Source organism: Prosthecobacter sp., from assembly GCF_044232965.1.
GTDB lineage: Bacteria > Verrucomicrobiota > Verrucomicrobiia > Verrucomicrobiales > Verrucomicrobiaceae > Prosthecobacter.
Genome location: NZ_JBIIKX010000007.1, coordinates 1 through 18,625, shown reverse-complemented (window position 1 = coordinate 18,625; position 18,625 = coordinate 1). Strand labels below are relative to the sequence as shown.

At 57.1% G+C, this 18,625-nt stretch carries 19 protein-coding genes; 5 read left to right on the top strand and 14 right to left on the bottom strand.

The window, feature by feature from the left end:
* Nucleotides 1–34: 34 nt before the first annotated feature.
* Together dxs and xseB are read right to left on the bottom strand one after the other, a co-directional pair.
* Nucleotides 35–1,927, bottom strand: a complete 1,893-nt coding sequence (gene dxs / locus ACILSI_RS04680; RefSeq protein WP_395720691.1) for a 1-deoxy-D-xylulose-5-phosphate synthase — start codon at nucleotides 1,925–1,927, stop codon at nucleotides 35–37.
* Nucleotides 1,928–1,932: 5 nt separating this feature from the next.
* Complete coding sequence (xseB, locus tag ACILSI_RS04675; protein ID WP_395720690.1) at nucleotides 1,933–2,403, bottom strand: exodeoxyribonuclease VII small subunit; 471 nt, start codon at nucleotides 2,401–2,403, stop codon at nucleotides 1,933–1,935.
* A 153-nt stretch (nucleotides 2,404–2,556) separates the two neighbouring features.
* Between xseB and ACILSI_RS04670 the strand changes: the two genes are divergently transcribed.
* Entirely contained in the window at nucleotides 2,557–3,600 is a 1,044-nt protein-coding gene (locus ACILSI_RS04670; RefSeq protein WP_395720689.1) for a PEP-CTERM sorting domain-containing protein, read from the top strand.
* A 64-nt stretch (nucleotides 3,601–3,664) separates the two neighbouring features.
* On the opposite strand, the gene ACILSI_RS04665 is transcribed toward ACILSI_RS04670, so the two are convergent.
* From ACILSI_RS04665 to ACILSI_RS04630, 8 genes are all read right to left on the bottom strand, one after another.
* The gene (locus ACILSI_RS04665) at nucleotides 3,665–4,966 is read right to left on the bottom strand and encodes a DUF1501 domain-containing protein (protein ID WP_395720688.1); all 1,302 of its coding nucleotides are present in this window, start codon (nucleotides 4,964–4,966) and stop codon (nucleotides 3,665–3,667) included.
* A 57-nt stretch (nucleotides 4,967–5,023) separates the two neighbouring features.
* Nucleotides 5,024–7,249, bottom strand: coding sequence for a DUF1549 domain-containing protein (locus ACILSI_RS04660; RefSeq protein WP_395720687.1), 2,226 nt, complete (start codon nucleotides 7,247–7,249; stop codon nucleotides 5,024–5,026).
* A 226-nt stretch (nucleotides 7,250–7,475) separates the two neighbouring features.
* On the bottom strand, nucleotides 7,476–9,011 hold the full coding sequence (locus tag ACILSI_RS04655) for a S10 family peptidase (protein WP_395720686.1): 1,536 nt from the start codon (nucleotides 9,009–9,011) through the stop codon (nucleotides 7,476–7,478).
* Between the two features lie 64 nt (nucleotides 9,012–9,075).
* Nucleotides 9,076–9,363, bottom strand: a complete 288-nt coding sequence (locus ACILSI_RS04650) for a hypothetical protein (RefSeq protein WP_395720685.1) — start codon at nucleotides 9,361–9,363, stop codon at nucleotides 9,076–9,078.
* 20 nt (nucleotides 9,364–9,383) lie between these two features.
* Nucleotides 9,384–10,235, bottom strand: a complete 852-nt coding sequence (locus ACILSI_RS04645) for a serine hydrolase domain-containing protein (protein ID WP_395720684.1) — start codon at nucleotides 10,233–10,235, stop codon at nucleotides 9,384–9,386.
* Between the two features lie 30 nt (nucleotides 10,236–10,265).
* Nucleotides 10,266–11,141, bottom strand: a complete 876-nt coding sequence (gene folD / locus ACILSI_RS04640; RefSeq protein ID WP_395720683.1) for a bifunctional methylenetetrahydrofolate dehydrogenase/methenyltetrahydrofolate cyclohydrolase FolD — start codon at nucleotides 11,139–11,141, stop codon at nucleotides 10,266–10,268.
* Nucleotides 11,142–11,171: 30 nt separating this feature from the next.
* Nucleotides 11,172–11,378: a hypothetical protein gene (locus tag ACILSI_RS04635; protein ID WP_395720682.1), complete on the bottom strand. Its 207-nt coding sequence runs from the start codon at nucleotides 11,376–11,378 to the stop codon at nucleotides 11,172–11,174.
* Nucleotides 11,375–11,626: a hypothetical protein gene (locus tag ACILSI_RS04630; protein ID WP_395720681.1), complete on the bottom strand. Its 252-nt coding sequence runs from the start codon at nucleotides 11,624–11,626 to the stop codon at nucleotides 11,375–11,377. Before ACILSI_RS04630 ends, ACILSI_RS04635 begins: the two co-directional genes overlap by 4 nt.
* 179 nt (nucleotides 11,627–11,805) lie before the next feature.
* On the opposite strand from ACILSI_RS04630, the gene ACILSI_RS04625 reads away from it, so the two are divergent.
* On the top strand, nucleotides 11,806–12,510 hold the full coding sequence (locus tag ACILSI_RS04625) for a DUF1080 domain-containing protein (protein WP_395720680.1): 705 nt from the start codon (nucleotides 11,806–11,808) through the stop codon (nucleotides 12,508–12,510).
* Here the strand turns inward: ACILSI_RS04625 and ACILSI_RS04620 are convergent.
* Together ACILSI_RS04620 and ACILSI_RS04615 are read right to left on the bottom strand one after the other, a co-directional pair.
* The gene (locus tag ACILSI_RS04620; RefSeq protein WP_395720679.1) at nucleotides 12,465–13,004 is read right to left on the bottom strand and encodes a hypothetical protein; all 540 of its coding nucleotides are present in this window, start codon (nucleotides 13,002–13,004) and stop codon (nucleotides 12,465–12,467) included. The genes ACILSI_RS04625 and ACILSI_RS04620 overlap by 46 nt on opposite strands.
* Nucleotides 13,005–13,090: 86 nt before the next feature.
* Nucleotides 13,091–14,038, bottom strand: coding sequence for a hypothetical protein (locus ACILSI_RS04615; protein ID WP_395720678.1), 948 nt, complete (start codon nucleotides 14,036–14,038; stop codon nucleotides 13,091–13,093).
* A gap of 124 nt (nucleotides 14,039–14,162) precedes the next feature.
* Here ACILSI_RS04615 and ACILSI_RS04610 point away from each other — a divergent pair, with 124 nt between their 5' ends.
* A complete protein-coding gene (locus tag ACILSI_RS04610; RefSeq protein WP_395720677.1) occupies nucleotides 14,163–16,376 on the top strand; it encodes a redoxin family protein in 2,214 nt (737 codons plus the stop codon).
* A gap of 6 nt (nucleotides 16,377–16,382) precedes the next feature.
* Here ACILSI_RS04610 and ACILSI_RS04605 read toward each other — a convergent pair whose 3' ends face one another.
* Entirely contained in the window at nucleotides 16,383–16,967 is a 585-nt protein-coding gene (locus ACILSI_RS04605) for a hypothetical protein (RefSeq protein ID WP_395720676.1), read from the bottom strand.
* Between the two features lie 20 nt (nucleotides 16,968–16,987).
* Nucleotides 16,988–17,317, bottom strand: coding sequence for a hypothetical protein (locus ACILSI_RS04600; RefSeq protein WP_395720675.1), 330 nt, complete (start codon nucleotides 17,315–17,317; stop codon nucleotides 16,988–16,990).
* A 196-nt stretch (nucleotides 17,318–17,513) separates the two neighbouring features.
* Between ACILSI_RS04600 and ACILSI_RS04595 the strand changes: the two genes are divergently transcribed.
* Together ACILSI_RS04595 and ACILSI_RS04590 are read left to right on the top strand one after the other, a co-directional pair.
* Nucleotides 17,514–17,747, top strand: coding sequence for a hypothetical protein (locus tag ACILSI_RS04595; protein WP_395720674.1), 234 nt, complete (start codon nucleotides 17,514–17,516; stop codon nucleotides 17,745–17,747).
* Between the two features lie 165 nt (nucleotides 17,748–17,912).
* Complete coding sequence (locus ACILSI_RS04590) at nucleotides 17,913–18,524, top strand: hypothetical protein (protein ID WP_395720673.1); 612 nt, start codon at nucleotides 17,913–17,915, stop codon at nucleotides 18,522–18,524.
* Nucleotides 18,525–18,625 lie beyond the last annotated feature (101 nt).

The following is an 18,625-nucleotide window of genomic DNA, read 5'->3' as shown; positions in this document are numbered from 1 at the left end:
CCCGGCTTTTCTCGGCAGCGATGTGAATGCCTGCTTATGACCTTCCCAGAGCACCAAGCACCTTCGCCACTGTGTTTTCGACACTGAGACCGTGCTTTTTGCGGAGAATGGCGGGGGTTCCGTGCTCGATGAACTGGTCGGGCCAGCCGATACGAACGACGGGGGTGTGAATGCCCGCGTCACTGAGCTGCTCAATGACGCCAGTGCCGAATCCGTTGCGAAGCACATGGTCTTCGAGGGTGCAGACGACCTTCACTTTTTTGGCAAAGGATTCGAAGCAGGCCATGTCGAGGGGCTTGATCCAGCGCGGATTGATGAGGGCGACGGAGAGGCCTTTGGCTTCGAGTTCTTTCTTGGCGGCCTCGGCGATGGGGAACATGTCGCCGAGGGCGATGAGGGCGACGTCGTTGCCATCGGCGATGACTTCGGCCTTGCCGATTTCGAGGCGGACGGGCTTGTCTTTGGGCGTGGCGCCGGGCCCGCTGCCACGCGGATAACGGATGGCGATGGGGCCGCTTTCGTAGCAGGCCATGGTCCAGAGCATGTCCACGAACTCGTCTTCGTTGCGCGGCTGCATATGGACGAGTCCAGGGATGCCACGAAGGTAGGCGATGTCGAAGAGGCCGTGGTGCGTGGGACCGTCGTCGCCACTGAGACCACCACGGTCCATGCACATCCGCACCGGGAGGTTTTGAATGGCCATGTCATGCAAGATCATGTCGAACGCACGCTGCATGAAGGTGGAGTAGATCGTGAGGAAGGGCTTCAGGCCGCGCGTGGAAAGGCCGCAGGCGAAGAGGGCTGCGTGTTCTTCTGCGATGCCGACATCGAAGTAGCGCTCGGGGATCTCCTTTTTGAAAACGCTCAGGCCCGTGCCTCCCGGCATGGCTCCAGTGATGGCGACGATTTTCTCATCCGCCTTGGCGAAGTCGGTGACACTGCGGGCGAAGACCTGGGAATAGGTGGGCTTGTCACTGGCGGCGGTTTCGCCGGTTTCGACGCTGTATTTGCCAAGACCGTGGAATTTGCCCGGATCGTTGAGCGCGGGGGTGTAGCCGCGCCCCTTTTCGGTGATGATGTGCAGGATCACCGGCTCATCCTGAGTCTTGAGAAATTCGAAGGTCTGGATGAGCAACGGAAGGTTGTGACCGTCGATCGGGCCGTAGTAACGGATGCCAAACTCATCGAAAAGAACACTGCGATTGGTCGGCGTCTGGCTCTGCGGAAGAATGATGTTCTTGGCATTGCCCTCAACTTTCTCGGCGAAGCGGCGAACACCTTCGCCGAGCATGAACTCGACGAATTTGGCGGCCTTCTGATGCAGATTCGCGAAGGCAGGATGGGTGGCGATGGAGTTAAAATATTTCGCAATGGCACCGACGTTGCGATCGATGGACCACTCGTTGTCATTGAGGACGACAATGAGGCGCTTGGTATGCGCGGCGACGTTATTGAGCGCCTCAAACACCGGACCGCAGGTAAATGCGGCGTCACCAGCGACACAGACGACATGCTCGTCGCCACCCGCGAGGTCGCGGCCTGTGGCCATGCCGAGCGCAGCAGAGAGCGCGGTGCCAGCGTGGCCCGCTCCATAGCAGTCATGCTCGCTTTCAGTGCGGAGAAGGAAGCCGTTGAGTCCATCGTGCTGGCGGATGGTATGGATGCGGTCCCAGCGTCCGGTGAGCATCTTGTGGACATAGCCTTGGTGCGCGACGTCGAAAACGAATCGATCCTTCGGAGTGTCGAAAACACGGTGGAGGGCAAGCGTGAGTTCGACGACTCCGAGATTCGGCCCCAGATGGCCGCCGGTCTGGCTGAGCGTTTCGATGAGAGTCTGGCGGATTTTTTCCGCGAGGGCGGGCAGTCTCTCCAGCGGCAGGGCTTTGAGATCGGCGGGGGAGGTAATGGCTGGCAATTCGGTGTCCACAGGGTCTAAAAAAGTCGTATTTCTGCGCCTTCGGCATCAGCGCTCTTTCGGCGGCGTGTTTGGGAGCGCGCTTTTTCGGCAGGTTCTACAGAATCCTCGTCTATGGCAGCCGCTTCAAAGGATGAAAGCATGGCTTTCCCCCCCTCCAAATCTCCACTGATTAACTCGACCCGGCGACGAGCGCCATCAATGCGCTGGCGGCAGAGTTTCAGCAACCGTACGCCTTCCTCGTAATGAGATATCATCTCCTCAAGGGTAGGCTGGCTGTCTTCCATGCCAGCCACGATCTCATCCAGACGCTGCATTGCGTCTTCAAAGGAGAGTTCTTCTGGCTTGGGACTGGTTTGGCTCATTGGCGTGACATCTTCAACACGGGTAGGCGGAAGGGCCGCCATTATCAGGACATCAAAGACAGCCGCAAGCAGGAAAAGCCAGAGGCTAGAGTGCGAAGCTTCACCGTAGATGCCTGAGAGCATCTGGAGGGCAGATTTCGATATTGAGCGAACCGCCGCTGCAACCACTAAAATTAAAGCGTAAACTATTGAAATTATATTTAATCACGGTAAATATAAATTTAGGTGAGCCATTGTCCATCCATCATCCGTCACAGCCTTTGTTTGTTGGCCCTCTTGGCCTGCCCACCGGCAGGCTTTGGATACTTAGGCAGCTTTGAGGAGCAGGACGGCTATCGCATCCCTTCTGATGGACAGATATTATCCGCCTTCCTAGTCGGTGACGCTCAGTTTTACCTGAACAACATTGAGGCTAACGGATACACAGGCGTGGTTCCCTTGGGGACCTATCCAAACACTTTGGGCGACGCTTCCCATGGGGCTGACCTGAGCCGTTACAACGCGGGGCAGTATGGCACAAGCAACGGGGGCCCCGGAGGAACAGCGACCGACATCGTTGACAACTCAGGCCTGTGGCAGGCATTGAGTGGGGGGCGACTGAACGAAGACGCTGCGGCCCCTTATTATTACGGGAGCAATTTCACCCGTGATTATGTGCAAGCCTACCGTTACCCAGGTGCCAGGACGGGGGCGAGTGTGCTCAACTTTCTGGGTTCAGAGACCAATCTTAGCTATGCCTATTCGCTGGATTCAAGAGACTTCAACGGGCTGGCCCCTGGCGCGTCGAACGGCCAGTTGATCCAAATGGCGTTCTGGCTGTGCCCATCGGACTGGGATGATGACGACCTAGACAACATCATGGGCATCTCGCTACATGACGCAATGGGCCAGACAGTTTTCAAGGTCGGCTACACGGGGAATAACATGTTACAGTATCAAACTCCTGGCGGCGGAATTTGGGAAACCACTTCCTACCGGCTTGGCACTCTCGGGTGGTCTGAGCTTGTGGTGATTCTGGACACCGTAAACAACACCGCCGGCATCGCCGTGCGGGCTTACGATGACAACACCTTGACGCTGGATGACCAGGCTTATGCACTGGCCAATCAATCATTGGGACTGGATGCGGGCTCTCTCTCCGGGCTGCAATGGGATTTGCGCGGTGGTCCCCTGAACAATGGCGCGGCGAGCTTCAAAAACTACTTTGACGACTTCAGTTTCGCCCTGAGCCCAGTCCTAGTTCCTGAGCCTGGTACGCTGTTGCTGACCTTGCTCGCAGCAGCGATGGCGATCAAGCGGCGCAGAAATGTTGTGGAATGAAGATCAACAAAAAAGCACCCGGCCTTTCGACCGGGTGCCTTGGCAGTCAGATGACTTGAAACAATCAGGCGAAGATGTCGAGAACCGGAGCCCCCTTGTCGCCGACCGTAAATGGGCGGTTGGATGGAGACATAACCACTTCATCAACCGGAAGACCCATAGCATGACCAATGGTGGCCTGGAAATCCGAAGGTGAAACCTGCTTGTCAGCCACACGGCGTCCATCCTTGTCGGTAGCACCGTATGTATAGCCCCCCTTGACACCACCGCCGGCAAAGACCGTGGAGTAGGCGAGAGGATAGTGGTCGCGACCTTCGTTCTCATTCACATCCGGCGTGCGGCCGAATTCAGAGCCCATGACGACCATGGTGGACTCAAGCAGACCGTTGGAAGCCAGATCCTCAATAAGAGCGGCGAAAACCTGGTCCATCGTGGCACCAGTGCCGTTAAGCGCGGTGTCGATATTGTTATGCATGTCCCAGCCACCGAATTGCACTTCAACAAAGCGAACACCTGCCTGCACAAGGCGGCGTGCGAGCAAAGCACCCTGGCCGAAGGAATTGCGACCATACTTCTCACGCAGTGCGGCGGGTTCGCTGGAAAGGTCGAAAGCCTTGAGATCCTCGCTCTTCATGAGCTTCATGGTTTCATCATAGAACTCGGTGTAGGCTTTGACCTCTTCGGATTGGAATTTTTTACGGAACGAGGAATCAAACTCATTCATGAGGGACAGGCGCTTCTGGAACTGACCTTCATCCGTAGTCGGGCGAATATTCTGAAGTCCAGTCTCAGGATTGGAGATCGGAATAGGGCTCAGCGCCGGCGGGAAGAAACCGGAGCCTGGGTAGGAACTGCCGCTGTTGACGACAACACTGTCAGGCAGAGTCACTCCTTTAATGCGTCCGTGGAAATGTGAGGCCCATGCGCCGAGGCAAGGATGCACAATGGTGCCACGAGGCTCATAACCGGTTTTCATGATGTAGGTACCTGCGTCATGCACCCCGGTTTTCGAACTCATGGAGCGAATGATGGTGATTTTGTCAGACACCTTGGCCATGTTTTCCATGGTGCCACCGAGAAAATCCACCTGCCCTTTGCCCTTGATAGGATCCGTTGGCCCCTTGGTGTCTCCGGTTTTTGGATCCCAGGTGTCAATGTGGGTCATACCTCCGTTCATCCAGAGGAAGATGACTTTCTTTGCCTTGCCGAAACCTGGAGTGCCGGGGCCTCCTTTGGAAGCTGTCTCGGCAGCGCGAACGCCATCAAGCATGCTGGGCATGACAGAAACACCCAAGGCGGTCTGAGCCGTGCGAAGCACGAATTCGCGGCGGGCGATAGGATTGAGTCGGTTCAATTCAGTTTTCATAAATCAGTTATTTGTGCGCGTTGTTTTGGTTTGTTGTGAAACAGAGTTGATGTCGTGTTATTGTACAAAGATGAATTCACGGGTGTTGATGAGCGCCCAGATGATGTCTGAATAACCAGATGATTCGCTGGCAGCGGTTTTCTTGGCGGTGGCCATCTCTGCTTCTGTCGGACGACGATTGAGCACCGACATGAACAAAGCGTCCAGCTTTGCGGACTCCGCATCTGCTTTTTCACCCTCAGGCTTCACTTTCGCCATGGTACGGAAAATCAGCGAATCCGTGTTGGTGAGCATTTCCTGGGCGCGACCGTTCATCATCATCAGCACTTGCGGGACAGAGCCGATTTTGTTGCTGCCATCAATGATATTTCGGGGAGACTGACCGAACTCAATGAGGAAGTGGCCAGCGGGCGCGGGCTGCTCCAACTCCGCAGAGCGGCGTAGCACCATGCCATTGTAGCTCAATGAGGCGTTGTCCATCATCATATCAGCTCCCGCCTTGCTGCTTTTGCCAGCTTTCTTGGCATCATCCATCATCATGTCCTCACCTGCCGTTGCGAGACCGCCGCCCATCATCGCACGCTCTTTCTCACCCATTTTACGGTAGGCATCATACTTCATGAGCACCGTTTGAGCGTCGAGCTTTGGATTGTAGAGGTCGAGGTCGATGGATTTGCTGTAAAGGTCTTCCAGCGGCTTTTTGTATTTGTCTGGGTCACCCAAAACAAGGGTCATGTAAGAGTCCCAAGCCTGGTCAGCCGTCATGCGACGAAGCAACGGACCTTGGAAATAATACGGCTCGCCCATGACGATCTGCTCGGTAGTGGCCTCGGACTGATAAGCGCGAGTATTGTAGATAATGCGCATGAAATCCTTCAGGTTGAACTTCACACGCTTCATTTCTTCAGCAAGATGCTTGAGAAGTGCTGGATTGGCGGACTGATTAGGATCGTCAATATTCGTCACCGGCTCGTTGATTCCCTGCCCGAAAGCACGCTTCCACATGCGATTGGCGATGGCCATGGCAAAACGCGGGTTGGTGGGATGAGTGGCCCAAGTGGCGAAAGCAGCACGCAGGTTCTCCTCGACTTTGGTCTTTTGCTTATAGGCGGGCAAGCTACGGTCCTCCTTGCTCCAGGCGATAAACTTTGGAGCGACCGGATCCAGCGGCTTGGCATCCTTATATTTATAGTCATGCGGCAGCTTGGTGGAATTGGTCTCCGTGTCGGTGATGGCATAACGATTGGCACCGATGAACTGCTGCAAGCCGTTGCGAATACGGGTCATATCCCCGCCGTTCTTCTCGATCATGCTTTCCATTTCCGGCATGAGCTTGTTGCCCATGTCCACCATCTCCATGCCTTCCTTGTTGCGGCGGGCTGGGGCACGACGTTGATAGCGAGTACTGGTGGCACCAAAGAACGATGCCATTTCGTAGAACTGATACTGTGTCCAGTCGGCAAACGGATGGTCGTGGCACTGAGCGCAGGCAACGTCAGTTCCAAGGAACACAGCCAGAGTATTGGCGAGGTTGTCGAGAGGCATGCCAGAATCGCGCAGGAGGTATCCAGCAGCACCATTGTGCCACATTTTGCCTGTGGCCGTTAACATATCGAAGACCATCTTATCCCAAGTGACATTCTGCTCGACCTGCTTCTGCAGCCAGTTGATGTAAGGAACACCACGAACATCATTACCGCCTTCTAGGCGATCTTTGACTCGAAGCATCTCAGCGAGGTAATTGTACATGTGACCAGAATAACCAGGGCTGTCGAGCAGCATGTCGATCAGTTTGGCACGCTTGCCAGGGTTCGAGTCCTTAATGAAAGTCGTTGCTTCATCGTAGTTGGGAATCCGACCCACGATGTCGAGATACACACGGCGGACAAACTGCTCGTCATTCGCCATCGGGTTGAAGCCCGTGATTGCTGGCTTGCCACCTTTAATACGCTCAGGGTTGGCGCGGCCAATGCCAGTGGCCACTAGCACATCAATTTTGCCTGATGCCTGGGCAACGGATGAGTTGGCCAGCATAACTGGCTGGTCAGAAGGCTTCAACGATTTAGCGAGAGCCTGATCCTCTGCGGACAGATTCGTCAGAGGGAATTTGTGCATGGTTCCGTCTGCGGTCTGCAGCATAATGTCCCCACCGGCGAGTCCGATGAATGAGGCGTTGACTTGGCGGCCCTTGGTATCCGTCCAGGTGCGAATTTCCGCAAAGGCGGATGTCGCAAAGAGAGCAGTGACGAAGAGACTGCTCAGCAGTTTCGTGGTTTGTTTCATGGTGATGTGGAATGGAGTGCGTGAACTTCCGTTCGTATGAACGGGCTGGAATTCAGTCCAATTAGACAAATTTGCGCAATTTTTGAGATTTCGGCAAGACCGAAGGCTCTCTGTTTTGAATTCGCCATCTGAGAGCGAGTCCTCAGTGGGACTCGTGTCTTTTGGGTATAGCGAGGGGTGAGATGTTTTCTGTCAATTTAGCAAGTTCGCCACTCTGTACGAGCCGCTATTTAAGTGTATTAATTATAAATACAGTAATATCCGCGTGCATCTTCGCCATGTCCGGGCGGTTCGTGTACATCATGTGACCACTCTCGTACTCGGCGAACTCGATGTTCCCCCGCAGCTCGTCCGGCAGGCGCATCTGGCGCACGCTCAGCATCATATTGTCCGGCGGTGTCACCAGATCGCGCCAGCCGACCAACGCCAGCACCTTCAGGTGCGGATTCTGCCGGATCGCGTCGGCCAGCATGCCGCTCACGCTCGTGTAGCTGTTCCCCTTGCCGTGATTCCAGTTCGGCTGTGAGGCCAGCACCTCGTAGGGCAGGTCTTTCTCATACTTCAGCTCCTCGCGTAGGTAGGCGTTCATCGACGCAGCCGCGATACTGCCCACCACCCGCATAAAGGGCTCGATCTGCGGGTGATTTTCTGATTCATCGCCATCACGTCCTGTCACGCGCGCGTCGTAGGCCCCCAGCACCAGTTTTTCCTTCCGCAGCAGCATTTCGCGAAAGACACCGCTGTCGATCCGCAGTTCCTGATCCTCGATCAGCTTCGGCTCCAGCCCCGTAAGCCGCGCCAGTTTCTTCACCACTGCGTCGCGCTCCGCCTTCGTCAAATCCGCTCCCTTCAGCAACGCCGACGCATACTCGCCGAAGGCGAACTCACGCGACTCCGCCACAGCCTTCTTGAAATCCGCCTGTAAATCCGCTGGCAGCTTCTTGTGATAATGCGCCGTCGCAGTCATCGTCGGCAATCCCACAAGAAACGGCGTCTCATTCAACGGTCCCGAGATCAATGTCGCATAATCCAGCAGCCCCGAAACGATGATGATCCCGTTCAAGTACATCCGATGCCGCTGCTGAAGGTGCTGCGCCAAGCCACCGCCGCGAATGCCGCCATAGCTCTCGCCCGCGATGAATTTCGGCGACCGCCAGCGCTGCTCACGCGTCACCCACAGTCGCATGAACTCGCCCACGCTTTGGATGTCCTCCTGCACGCCGAGGAACTCATTCACCGCCTTCGGATCTTCCGCGCGGCTGAAACCCGTGTTCACCGGGTCGATGAAAACCAAGTCCGTCACATCCAGAAGCGAGAATTCATTGTTCACCAGCCCGCCCGGCGGTTTCGGCGGTGTCAGACCGTCCGCTGGCAGATCCACCCGCTTCGGACCGAAGGCACCCAGATGCAGCCACACGCTGCTGCTGCCCGGCCCGCCGTTGAAACAAAACGTCACCGGCCGGGTCGCCGCGTCCTTCACACCTTTCATCGTGTAAGCCGTATAAAACACCTGCGCCGAAGGTTTCCCATCCGGCTTCAAAATCGGCAGCGTCCCCGCTTTCGCCTCATAGGCAATCTCCTTCCCGCCAATCGTCACCTTGCCCTCCGTGACCACCGGTTTGTCGTCCTCGGACTTCTTTTCATCCTTTTTCTCCTCCTTCTTCGGCTCCTCTGGCTTTTCCTTTGTGGCCTCTTCGGCAAAAAGGAACATAGGCAGCGCACAGGCGCTCAAAACGGCAAAAAAGGTGGGGCGGTTCATCATGGCGGCTCACAGCATGGCATGCACCTCTGACGATGTGAATCAGAAACAGCGAGGGCATCGCGAATCACTGCCTCTTTGCCGCGGCTGACTTCACCGTGATACCTGCGGCCTCCATGACGAGCCGTTGGAAAGCATCCTTCGGCTTGCCGCTGTCCGGCACGAGCACGTTTTGCACGAGGAAGACGGTGACGATGCCGCTTTGCGGATCAATCCAGCCATTTGTCGCAAAGGCACCGCCGTGGCCGAAGCTGCCTACGGGCATGGCGGCGCAGACGCGCTGGGTTTCGATGTTGCACTGCCAGCCGCAGGCGTAGTTGAGCTGTTTCCCGCCTGCGCTGAACGGTTTGGTCATGTCAGTCACGCTTTTCGCGCTCAGGATGCGTTTGTCGTCGAGTTCGCCGCAATCGCGATCATCGCGTAAAAGCGGCCCATGTCCTGCGCGGTCGAAAAGAGGCCGCCCGCAGGCTCCGGCATGTGCTGCACGCTCGAATCGCTCGTGACGAAGGGGTTGTAGCCGGGCACGAGCTCGCGCGTGTCCTCGTCCATCTTGTAGGTGCCGGCGATTCGCGCACGCTGCGCGTCGTTCGGATGAAAGGTCGTGTCCTTCATGCCCAGCGGCTCGAAAATCCGTGTTCGCATGAAGTCCTCGTATTTCATGCCACTGACGATCTCGATGATGCGCCCGGCCACGGTGGGACCGAAGCCGTATTCGTAGCTGCTGCCCGGCTGGAAGGCCAAAGGCGTCTTGATGAGCGTGGCAACATACGATTTGAGCGAGATCGCGCCATCAGTCGGTTTGCGCGGAGGGAAAGCGATGCCTGCCGTGTGGGAGAGCAGCATGCGCAGCGTGATCGATTTCTCTGGCTTCGCGCCGCCCGCAACGGTCACTTTGGTCAGATCTGGCAGCCATTTTGACGCTGGTTCGTCGAGTGAGAGCTTTCCTTCATCCACCAGCGCCATCACCGCCGCGCCATTCACCGATTTCGTCATCGAGGCGATCCAGAAAAGCGCGTCCTTCTCCATCGCACGCCCTTGAGCGATGTCTGCCATGCCTGCGGCATCATGATGAACGATTTTGCCCTTCTCCATCACCAACGTGACGATTCCCGCCGCCTGTTTGGCCTTCACCGCCACCTCCATCGCCGGATGAATGGCGGCGAGTTTGGCAGGATCGAGCGCGAGGGCTTGGGAGATGATGAGAAGGAGAGCGAGGCAGATTTTCATGCGCTCACTCAACGCCCGTCAAGGCATGCGTCATGCAGCCTGCTTACAGGCTTTGATCGTGTTCGCCATCAGCATGGCAATCGTCATCGGGCCGACGCCGCCGGGAACCGGCGTGATGGCGCGGCATTTCGGCGCGACTTCGTTGAAGGCGACATCGCCGACGAGTTTGTAGCCTTTCTCGCTGCTGGGGTCGTCCACACGATTGATGCCGACGTCGATGACAACCGCGCCTTCTTTGACGTGTTCAGCCTTGATGAAATGCGGACGGCCAATGGCGGCGATGATGATGTCGGCGGTGCGGGTGATCGCGCCTAGGTCGCGTGTGCGGGAATGCGTGACGGTCACGGTGGCGTCACCGCCTTTGCCCTTTGCCATCAGCAGCAGCGCCATCGGTTTGCCGACGATCATGCTGCGGCCGACGACCACAGCATGCGCACCGCTGGTTTCGATGCCCGCATCAATCAGCAAACGCTGACAGCCCAGCGGCGTGCAGGGAACGAAGCCCGTCGGATCTTCGAGCGCGAGCTTCGCCACGTTTACCGGATGGAAGCCATCGACATCCTTCGCTGGATCAATTGCCCGCACGATGGCGGCCTCGTCGATGTGCCTCGGCGGCGGGCTTTGCACCAGAATGCCATGAATCGCCGGATCGTTGTTCAGCGCACGCACGTGCGCGAGCAACTCGTCCTGCGTGGTGCTGGCCGGCAGCTCCAATTTGACCGAGTGCAGGCCCAGATCGCGGCATTTTTTGTCCTTGGAGCGGACGTAGGCTCGGGAGGCGGGATCATCACCGATCAAGACGACGGCCAGGCCGGGTTTGCGGCCTTGAGCAGCGAGTGCCGCGATGTCACGACGACATTCTTCGAGGACTTTTTCAGCGACGGCGGCTCCAGAGATGAGGGTCATGCGCTTTGTTGGCGCAGAGCAGGCGGCATTTCAAGCCGCGAGCATCTTCCGCTTGCCGCCTTGGGCGAGCATGGCGGCCAGTTCCGGCATGTAGCGGGTAATCTCGTGAGAGAGCATCGAGAGGCGGGTTTCGGACTTCCAGTTGCCCTTGAGGCTGCGGTCGGTGTCGGTCATTTCGACCTCCACGAGGGTGGAGAAGACGGTGGAGTCGGCTTGAAGATCGAGTTGCAGAGTCATGATGAGAGGGAAGGTTGATCCTGCGTCAGAAGAACGAGCTGGCCGTCCTTCAGAGTCCATTTGCGTCTATCCAAAGCACCCGAGTTCAACATGGCATCGATCCCATTGCTCAAGAGCATCCGCGCTGCCTCGGCGGGGCTGCTGCCGAACGTGCCCTTCAGGGTCATGTCTTCGAGGTACTGCTTGATCTGCGGTGTGATCGCGATCGTCAGCGTAAGTGAGTCGAAGGTGTTTGAGGGGCGGGCCATCCAATTATAACCGGGTAATAACGGCATTTTAATTCCAACCTGACCCAATGGTCAAGGTTGGTTTCCATTTATTTGAGGTTTTTACCCGGTTAAAACTGCCCAGTTATTTAAGCCCCCTTAAGTAACCGGGTGTTTTCGATGGAAATAGCCGCCTTCGTGCGTTGAAAGCGGCCCCAATCATGAAAACTCGCTTCCTCACCTCACTCTCCGCCGCAGCCCTGTTAACCGCTGCATTTCTCAATCTCCAAGCCAAGGACGAAGGCGCGGACTGGCAATATTGGTTCGCCGACGGTTCGCTGCAAGGCGGCCAGATCATCAGCGGCCAAGCTACCTACAAGGTGGAAAACGGCGTGCTCATCGGCACCACGGTCGATGGCAGCCCGAACACCTTCCTCGCCATCGGACCGTTCAAGGACTTTGAACTCGAGTTCGAGGTGAACGTGGACAATGAACTCAATTCCGGCGTGCAGGTGCGCAGCCATATCGCCAAAGAGGGCGACCCCGCCCCCGAAGGTAGCAAAGGTGGCAAACCACTGCCTGCCGGGCGCCTCTACGGCCCGCAGTGCGAGATCGCGATCGATGGCTCCGCTGGCAATTTCTATGACGAGGCCCGTCGGGGCACATGGTGGAGCCTGCTGACGGGAACCGAGGCTGTGCGAACCGAAGAAGCGAAGGCTGCCTTCAAAAAGGGAGAGTGGAACCACTACCGCATCGTGGTGAAGGGCGACCATTACCAGAGCTTCGTGAATGGCGTGAAAACCGCCGACTTCAGCCAGCCCGGTGATCCCGAAGGCCACATCGGCTTCCAGGTTCATGGCATCAAGAAAGGCACCGGCCCCTACAGCGTGCGCTGGCGCAGTGTGAAGTTCCGCGAGACGAAGTAACCGAGCGCGAGAACGAAAACCGACGAGGCCATCACCGTCTGCCAGCGCTGCCACCAAGGCGGCCAGTGGATGGCGATGGCCTTTGATTTATCGCCCGCGAGCAGCAGCATCCATTTCGGCGGCGCGTCGGGGTTGGTTTGATCACGCGTCCAGAGCAGCACGTCGTGCAGTTTGCCTTTTGGCATCTCAAAGACGATTTCCGGCTCTTCGCTGCGCCAGCGCCACGCGGCGGTGATCAAGGTGTGGGGCTGGGCCTCCGTAACGGAAGGTAAATACGATGCGGGGGCGAATTCCGCCCAGTTGTCGTGCTGCGTGACGCTGGCAGCCGACAGTTCCGCCAGTGGCACAAGGGTTTCATCACGGCGAAGCCGGATGGGATCAATCAAAGCTTCACGGGCTACTAATTCATCCGTGATGAGCGGATTGCCGCCGTAGTCGGCGGTGATTTCGAGCAGCACCTCGGCATCCGGCAGCAGTGTGAGCTTGGCGCTCAAAAACTCCGCTCCATGCCCAAAAGCACACAGGGGGGCCAGAACGGCTCCCCCTGCGGCGAGAATGAGGATGGATCGCGCAGCGCGCATTATTTCTTGAGGTTCCAGCGCAACACACGGCCCCACTTGTTCCACTCGGTTTCGAGGATGTTGCCGTCGTTGTCGAAGGTGATGCCGTGCGGGCTGGTCACCACGCCCTGCTGCCAGTCTTTCGGCTCAATGCCAGGTGTGTTCGTTGGTTTTGGGCTCGTGCCGAGATCGGCGACGCGTTTGTTGTTCTTATCCCAGACGCTGACATTGCCAGCAATCTCGGCCACGCACATCAGATCGCCATGGAAGCTGGCGGAGGAGGGATTGCGCATCTCGGTGGCGATCTCGCCGATGAAGGTGCCGTCAAGCTGGGTATGCAGCATGCGCTTGTGACCGCGGTCGCAGATCATGACGCGGGCAGGCTCAAAGCGGCGATCGATGAAGACCTTGTGTGCGTTGGCGAGTTTCAAAGGCTCACCAGGACCGCCGAAGACGCTCTTGAATTTGCCTTCAGCGCTGAACACGAAGATGTGGCTCTGACCGTAGCCATCGACGACATAAATGTCGCCGTTTGGAGCCACATCGCAGTTCGTGAGCTTGAGGCCTTTGCCGATCTTGTCGGCAGGGAATTCGCTGGTTGGGATGGTCATGACGACCGTGCCGTCGAGATTGCATTTGATGACCTTCTGCTCGCCCAGCACGGCAGCGTAGAGGTGCTCGCCGTCGCCATACTTGCGAATCACGAAGCCGTGCAGTGAAGGCGGCAACGCCAGCGCTTTGATGAACTTGCCGTCCTTGCCATAGACCTGGATGCCGGCGTTCGCTTCTTGCACGCTCACATAGATGTTTCCGGCGGAATCGACGGCGATCTCACCGTGACCATTGCCAATGGTTTCTTTGCCTGGAGGCGGCGTGATGAAATTAGGGACGAATTCATAGGCGACTTCAGCAGCGGCGCTGCCAGCAAGGGCCATGACGGACAGGAGGGAGAGGATGCGGTTGTTCATCGGGGTGATTCAAACGGACGAGAACTGCGGCGTCAATCGTGGAGGTGTGAATTTGACTGGATGATCCTGTCATACAGCAGGAAACTTCCGGTCACAGATCGAGTTCACATTCCACTCTCCCCCCATGAAAAAGCTCGGTTTCATCCTCCTCGGCGGCGTCCTGCTGGCCGTTTCAGCCATCGGTCTCCGCGCACAATCCCAGCTCGCGGAATTTGACGCACGTTTCAAAGCCCTCGATAAAAACAACGATGGTGTCATCAGCGGCGACGAAATGAACAGCGCGGACTATTTGAAAATGCTCGACGCCGACAAAAACGGCACGCTCACCCGCGACGAGGCGCTGCAAAGCGTGCGCAAAACGCAAAACCTCGGCGGCGGCTCCGACACCGGCGGCCTGTTCAAGCGGCTCGACAAAAACGCGGATGGCAAACTGACAGAGGATGAACTGCCGAACAAACGCTGGTTCACCGGCTTGGACACCGACAAGGACGGCAGTGTGACACTGGACGAGGCCGTCAAAACACTCGCCAGCCTGCGCAAACGCGGTGCTGCTGACAGTCCGAGCACCAGCAGCCCGATCAAGCCTGCGAGTGAAGACCCTTCCTTCAAAGAAGCGCCGCAGATGCTCAAAGGCAGCGATCACGGCGTGGGCCGCATGGTCGATGACCTCGCGCTGAAGACGCTGGATGGCAAGGACATCAAACTCAGCGCCGCCGCAGGCAAAAACGGTCTCGTGATCGCCCTGTTCAGCGCCAGTTGCCCGATCAGCGGCAAGCTCGCTCCTGAAACGGTGCGGCTGGAAAAGGATTTGGCGGCTCAAGAGGTGAAACTTCTCCTCGTCAACGCGCCTCCCGGCCAGAAGGGCGATGAGATCACGAAATTCATCACTGATCACGGTTTGAAATCCACGGTGGCCCTCGATGCCGATGGCAAGCTGGCTCAGTCACTCGCCGCAACAACGACCACGGAGGTCTTCCTGCTCGATGCGACGCGTACGCTCGTCTATCGCGGCGCTTTGAATGACCAATACGGCCTCGGCTACGCCAAGGAGCAGCCTGCGCACCATTACCTGCGTGATGCCGTGGCGTCGATGCTGCGCGGAGAATCGGCGGAAATCGCAGCCACCAGCGCACCGGGCTGTGCGCTTGATTTGCCTGCTCAATCGACCGTCGCCAGCACGAATGTCACCTATCATCGCGACATCGCCCGCATCATGCAGGCCAACTGCGTGGAGTGCCATCACAGCGACGGCGTGGGGCCGTTCGCGCTCGATTCTTATGATGCGTTGATCGAACACGCGGGCATGATCCGCAAACAGGTGGAGCGGAGAGCGATGCCACCGTGGTTCGCGGCGGCATTGGAAGGCCAGACGCATTCGCCGTGGGCGAATGATCGCTCGCTTTCCGAACGAGATCGCGCCGAATTACTTGCCTGGCTGGCATCGGATCGTCCGAAAGGTGATGTGGCTGACGCACCGAAGCCGCGCCAGTTCCCCTGTGAGTGGAGCATTGGCAAACCGGACGCCATCATCGCCGCCGCCAGGTCAATTTCGATCAAGGCCGAGGGCACCATGCCTTACCAGCACGTCACGGTGACGACGGACTTCCCTGAAGACCGCTGGGTGCGTGGTTATGAAATTCTGCCCACGGAGCGGCAGGTGGTGCATCACGTCATCGTCACCGTGTTTGAAAAAGGCCGGAAAGTGCGCGGCGGCGGCGAGGAAGGCAGCGAAGGCTACTGGGCCGCCTATGTGCCAGGAAACACGAAGCAGATCTATCACGAGGGCTTTGCCCGCAAACTGCCTGCCGGGGCGACGGTGAGCTTCCAGATTCACTACACGCCGAATGGCAAGGCCGTGCAGGACACGATGCGCATGGGCCTGCTTTTTGCCAAAGAGCCGCCGAAATACGTCGTCCACACCACCGCTATGCCCAACGCTCGCATCCACATCCCCGCCGGAGCCGCGAACCACATCGAGACCGCACAGCGCAAACTGCCCACGGACATCAATGCGATGGCCTGGATGGCCCACATGCATGTGCGCGGCAAAGCCTTCAAATTCGAGGCCATCTCACCCGATGGGAAGACCGAAACGCTGCTCGACATCCCGCGCTACGATTTCAACTGGCAGCTCCGCTACGACTATGCCATGCCGCGCTTCCTCCCACGCGGAACGACGATCAAAATCACCGCCGTCTTCGACAACAGCTCCGCCAATCCCGCGAATCCCGACCCGACCAAAAGCGTCCGCTGGGGCCAGCAGACCTTCGATGAGATGATGATCGGATACCTGGAACACTACACGCCGCTGAACCCGGATGTGGCGGGCGGGGAGTGAGGATGGTTATTTCTGCTTTGCAGGCTCCGCGAGCGAATCCGCCAAGCGCCGCAGTTGCTTCGCCAGGCCACTCAATCCCATGTCAAATTTTTGGATCATTTCAGGCGGCAACTCGTCAACCTGGAGCCGCAGATTGGCCACGCCATCGTCGTGCATGAAGGTAATCGCGATATCTTCGATCTTGAGGATTTTTGCATTTTGCAGCGCAGGGCGGCCTGAGAGACTGAGTTCTCTAGCCATGGTGCCGACGGCGGCTGCGCGGGCTTTCTCCACGGTGTCGTGCATGGACAGGGCGAGATACTTGATTTCCCCGCTGAGCTTGCGTTCGAGCTGATCAATCTGGTCTCGTTGTTTCAGTTCCGCCTCCTCGCGCTTTTGCAATACCTTGATCTGGCTCTGAGCCGTCTCCAGTTCTTGCCAGAGGGATTTAAGTGAGGAAACGGCGTCTTTCTTTTCCTGGGCAGTGTTTTTTTTGTCGGCGATCTCAATCTTCATCTGCTCAACACGGCTGTAGTACTCATATCCGCCAAGAGCACATGAGACCAAGAGCAGGGCCTTCAGAAGAAAGGAGCCGAGTCGGAATTCAAACATCGCGAAAGGTGGGCACGGGGTTACTGCGGCTGCGATGCTTTGAAAGTTTCGGCGGCGGGTCTGAGTTTCGAAAATTTGGCATCAATACCGGCCCATTTTTCCCGACGCGAGCTGTTTTGTTGCCCCAACGCATCGACGCGGATGCGCAAGATCTCCGCCTGAAGACGAAGCTTTTCCAGACCTTCGCGACCACCTAGAGGACGAATGCTTTGCTCGTAGTGCTCGACGGCAGCCTGGTCCTTTTGAATCATCGCGTCCAACGCCGCCACCTCCATCTTCAACTCGCCGATTTTTTCGCAAGAGGCAGATGAAAGCCCGACGAAAATGCAGATGATCAGATGCGGTTTCATGGATAATCACGGACTTTGATGAGGCTGATCTAAGCCCGGTACCTCAATGGCGCAACCTCCTTGCCAAGTGGCAAACACGCACCAGCTACTTTCCGAGGTTCATCACAGATCGATCCTTAAGCTTCAGCGCCACGATTATAATAGCGAAAAAACTGCCCTTGACGATATGGATTCAAAATGTTGAAGTCGAGATTATATGAAAGCATTCTTAATTCTTGCTCTGGGTTTGTTCACAACTCTTTCGCTGGCTCAGGATCAATTTACCGAATTGAACACGCTTGATGGAAAAGTCTTCAAGCAGGTGAAGGTAATGAACAAGTCACCCACGGAAATCCGCATTATGCATGCAGATGGATTTGCGACGATACCGCTGTCAGCGCTCCCGCCCGAAGTTCGTCCTAAATATGGGGAGGCTAATCCAGAGGCGTAACAGGCCGCAGCAATGCAGCGCAAGGCTTAGGGCTTCGCGGCGGCGGTTTATCAAAGGCAGGAGAAGGAAGCTATTCGCGCCGCTGAACTGAGCCATCAATCCATTGAGGTCTGCCGACAGGCAATCGTTTTAAGGGATTGGTGTCTAGCCAATCTGACGGGCGGCATGTTGAATGGACAAAATCTGGATCAAAAGGCACGTGATGCGAATCTTGCGGAGGCACTCGCCGTACTGGCTCGCCGCCCTTCCACAACCGAAGCACTGGTGATGACCCCCGCAGGTGCAAATCCAGTGGGAGGTACCAATTCTACAACCGAAACTCCCCCGGCCTCCGCAGCGAGCGCTGCTCCTGCAGGCACGGTTGGTGTCTTTCAGCCTAGAATTATCGAGCTTGTCAGCGCCCGCTACACGTTGCCCGGCAACCTGCCTCGCAACGTGAAAAATAGACTCTCAAAGCTCATACCTACGACAGTCATCAGCGCACCTGTTTCCATCCTGGTAACTGATTCGTTGAGTGATGCCGCGAAAGCCCAAGCAGACGTAACTACAACCGTTGTCATTGGTGCCACCGCCACAAACGCAGAGGCGACCACTATTGGCACAACCACGCCACAGGGGAACAGTGCGAGCATCACGGAGGTCAACGGGGTAACTGTCGGAGTGGCTGCGGCGCAGTCTCAGACCACGGAAAAGAACCTTCTCACCGTCGAATACCTCTACAACGGTGTCCGGTATAAGAAGCAGGCTCTTGAATGCACTCAGTTGGTGCTGCCGTGAAGTCATGCGTTCGCTCGTGCTATAATCAGCATTTTTTGTCACCACGGTGTTTTTTAACGATGCAGAGCGTTTTCGCGCTGCTAGCCTCGGAGCGTGATCGC